Origin of the sequence: Streptomyces sp. AA1529, from assembly GCF_000280905.1 — a bacterium.
Lineage (GTDB): Bacteria > Actinomycetota > Actinomycetes > Streptomycetales > Streptomycetaceae > Streptomyces.
This window is the reverse complement of the sequence record NZ_ALAP01000045.1, coordinates 1-3,679: the sequence shown is the minus strand read 5'-3', so window position 1 is coordinate 3,679 and position 3,679 is coordinate 1. Positions and strand designations below refer to the sequence as shown.

General features: G+C 72.3%; 2 protein-coding genes and 1 pseudogene. All 3 read left to right on the top strand.

Features of this window, described 5'->3' with window-relative positions:
- On the top strand, positions 1-1,094 hold a 1,094-nt coding region (gene sucB / locus A949_RS0113900; protein ID WP_019356623.1), incomplete at its 5' end, for a 2-oxoglutarate dehydrogenase, E2 component, dihydrolipoamide succinyltransferase.
- Between the two features lie 282 nt (positions 1,095-1,376).
- Positions 1,377-2,006 (top strand): GntR family transcriptional regulator, encoded by a 630-nt coding sequence (locus A949_RS0113895; protein ID WP_019356622.1) that lies wholly within the window; start codon positions 1,377-1,379, stop codon positions 2,004-2,006.
- A gap of 222 nt (positions 2,007-2,228) precedes the next feature.
- Positions 2,229-3,679 (top strand): annotated as a pseudogene (locus A949_RS0113890) (pyruvate dehydrogenase E1 component); the annotation flags it as partial.

Below are 3,679 nucleotides of genomic sequence, written 5' to 3'. Positions count from 1 at the left end.
CGCCCGCCGCTCCGGCGCAGCCCGCCGCCCCGCAGACGCCTCCGGAGCCCTCGCAGGCCCAGCCGGCGCCCGCACAGCCGGCGCAGCCGGCCCCGCAGGCCCAGCCCGCCCCGGCGGCGGCCCCCGCCCCGGCCGCGCAGGCCCCGGCGGCACCGGCTCCGGAGAGCGACGGCGCCTATGTGACGCCGCTGGTCCGGAAGCTGGCCGCCGAGCAGGGCGTCGACCTCTCCGCGGTGCGCGGCAGCGGCGTGGGCGGCCGGATCCGCAAGCAGGACGTCGTCGAGGCCGCCGAGGCCAAGAAGGCGCAGGCCCCGGCCGCGGCGCCGGCGGCGGCGTCGGCCGCTCCGAAGTCGCCGAAGCTGGAGCCGTCGCCGCTGCGCGGCCAGACGGTGAAGATGCCGCGGATCCGCAAGCTCATCGCGGACAACATGATGAAGGCGCTGCACAGCCAGGCGCAGCTCTCCACCGTCGTCGAGGTGGACGTCACCCGGGTGATGCAGCTCCGGGCCCGCGCGAAGGACTCCTTCGCGGCGCGTGAGGGCGTCAAGCTCTCGCCGATGCCGTTCTTCGTGCAGGCGGCGGCCGAGGCGCTGAAGGCGCACCCGTCCGTCAACGCGCGGCTGAACGACGACGGCACCATCACCTACCACGACGTGGAGAACATCGGCGTCGCGGTGGACTCGGAGAAGGGCCTGATGGTCCCGGTCATCAAGGAGGCCGGGAACCTCAACCTGGCGGGCATCGCCCGCAGGACCGCCGATCTGGCCAAGAAGGTCCGCGAGGGCGGGCTGGGCCCGGACGACATGTCCGGCGGCACGTTCACGATCAGCAACACCGGTTCGCGGGGCGCGCTCTTCGACACCATCATCGTGAACTACCCGCAGGTCGCCGAGCTGGGCATCGGTGCCACCGTGCGCCGCCCGATGGTGGTCAACCACCCGGACCTGGGCGAGACCATCGCGATCCGCGACATGGTCTACCTGACCCTGTCCTACGACCACCAGCTCGTGGACGGCGCCGACGCCGCCCGCTACCTCAACGACGTCAAGGCCCGCCTGGAGGCCGGCGAGTTCGAGGGCGAGCTGGGGCTGTAGCCCGCGGTCGCCGCGTAACCGAAGGTGCCCCCGCCACGGCTGTGGCGGGGGCACTTTTCGTGGCCGGCGCCGTGCCAGGCCGACCGGGCGACGCGGGCGGGTGCGGCCCCCGCCCGCCGGATGTCTCGCGGTCCCGCCGGTCCGCCGCGGTGCCGGTGGGCGTCCCGATCGACGACGCAGGAGGAGTCGCGTGACGGATACCTCACCGTACGCAGTGGCACTGCGTGCCCGGTCACGCCGTATCGTCTAGGAGCCCACCACCTCGTTGCGAGGAGCATCTTCATGACCCCGCCCGTCGTCCAGTCGCTGCGCGAGCAGATCCGCGAGCATCTCGTGGAGGGGATCGTCAGCGGGCGGTGGAAGCCCGGTGAGCGGATCGTGGAGCGGCGGATCGCGGTGGAGCTGGAGGTCAGCCAGACGCCGGTGCGGGAGGCGCTGCGGGAGCTGGAGGCGCTGCGGCTGATCGAATCGGCGCCGAACAAGGGCGTGCGGGTGCGCGAGCTGTCGGCGGCGGACCTGGAGGAGATCTACCCGGTGCGGGCCGGGCTGGAGCAGATCGCGGCCGAGCTGGCGGTGCCCCGGCTGGCCGGGGACGTCTCCGCGCTGCGGCCCCACGTGGCGGCGCTGTACGAGGCGGACCGGCTCGGGGACGGGGAGGCCCAGGTGCGGCACACGGTGGCCTTCCACCGGGAGCTGGTGCGCGCCGCGGGCAACAGCGTGCTGCTGCACACCTGGGAGGGGCTGGGGATCGAGGTGTGGACGGCGCTGTCGATCCGCTGGCTGGGGACGGTGCAGGAGTCGTACGCGGAGGAGCACGAGGCCGTCATGGCAGCCATCGAGCGCCGCGACCCGCACATCGGTGCCCTGGTCAAGGAGCATGTGCTGGGCTGCGCGCCCGCGCCGCGGGACTGAGGCGCAGCAGCCTGGCATTCGGTGCCGAATTTCGGGGCACGGAATGCCATTTTCGGTCTGCGGGCAGGTTTTCCCTTCAGAACCTTTGATCGATCATCGATCAGAGGCGTACAGTCCCTTCGTTGGGTTCCCCCTGTCCTGCCCGTCAGGGTCCACGACCCACCCGCACAACCGCCCTCCCGACCCGTTTGGAGGGGCCTACACGTCCGGAAGGTGGCCACCATGCCCGATCCCGTACGCCCGTCGTGTCCGAGCGAGCTGGACCAGCTCCCGGACCGTGATCCGCAGGAGACCGGCGAGTGGCGCGAGTCGCTCGACGCGGTAGCGGCACACGCGGGCGACGAACGAGCCGCGTACCTGGTGCGTCGTACCGTCGAGCACGCCCGGAACAGCGGCCTGGCCGTACCGGCGCTGCTGGAGACGGAGTACGTCAACACGATCCCGACCTCGGCCGAGCCCGCCTTCCCGGGCGACGAGGCGCTGGAGTCCCGCATCACGGCCTGGAACCGCTGGAACGCGGCGGCCATGGTCACCCGCGGCAGCCGCCAGGGGCTCGGCGGCCACATAGCCACCTTCGCCTCCGCGGCCTGGCTCTACGAGACCGGGTTCCAGCACTTCTTCCGCGGGAAGGAGGGCGAGGACGGCTCCGGCGACCAGCTCTACGTCCAGGGACACGCCTCCCCCGGTGTCTACGCCCGCGCCTTCCTCGACGGGCGGCTCACCGAGGGGCATCTGGACCGCTTCCGGCAGGAGGCCGGCGGCGCGGGACTGCCCTCGTACCCGCACCCGCGGCGGCTGCCCTGGCTGTGGGAGTTCCCCACCGTCTCCATGGGCCTGGGCCCGATCTCGGCGATCTACCAGGCGCGGTTCAACCGCTATCTGACCCACCGCGGCATCAAGGACACCGCCGGATCGCATGTGTGGGCCTTCCTCGGCGACGGCGAGATGGACGAGCCGGAGTCGACCGCGGCACTGGCCCTGGCCGGGCGCGAGCAGCTGGACAACCTCACCTTCGTGATCAACTGCAACCTCCAGCGCCTCGACGGCCCGGTGCGGGCCAACTTCAAGATCGTGCAGGAGCTGGAGACCCAGTTCCGCGCGGCGGGGTGGAACGTCGTCAAGTCGCTGTGGGGCAGCGCCTGGGACGAGGTCTTCGCGCTGGACACCACCGGTGCGCTGACCCGGCGGCTGCGCGAGGTGCCGGACGCGCAGTTCCAGACCTACGCCACCCGCGACGCGGCCTACATCCGCGAGCACTTCTTCGGCGCCTCCCCCGCGCTCGCCGAGCTCGGCAGGCTGCTGACCGACGACAAGATCACCGAGCTGTTCACGTCCTCCCGCGCCGGCCACGAGCCGCGCAAGGTGTACGCGGCCTACAAGGCGGCCGTCGAGCACAAGGGCGCGCCGACGGTGATCCTGGCGCAGACGGTCAAGGGCTGGACGCTGGGCCCGGGCTTCGAGTCCCGGAACGCCAACCACCAGATGAAGAAGCTCACGGGCAAGGAGTTCCGCGCCATGCGGGACCTGCTGGAGCTGCCGATCCCGGACAGCAAGCTGGACGACGAGCTGGTGCCGTACGTCCACCCGGGTGCCGACTCCCCCGAGGTGCGCTACCTCCAGGAGCGGCGCGCCGAGCTGGGCGGTCCGGCCCCGGCCCGCAGGGTGCACCCGGT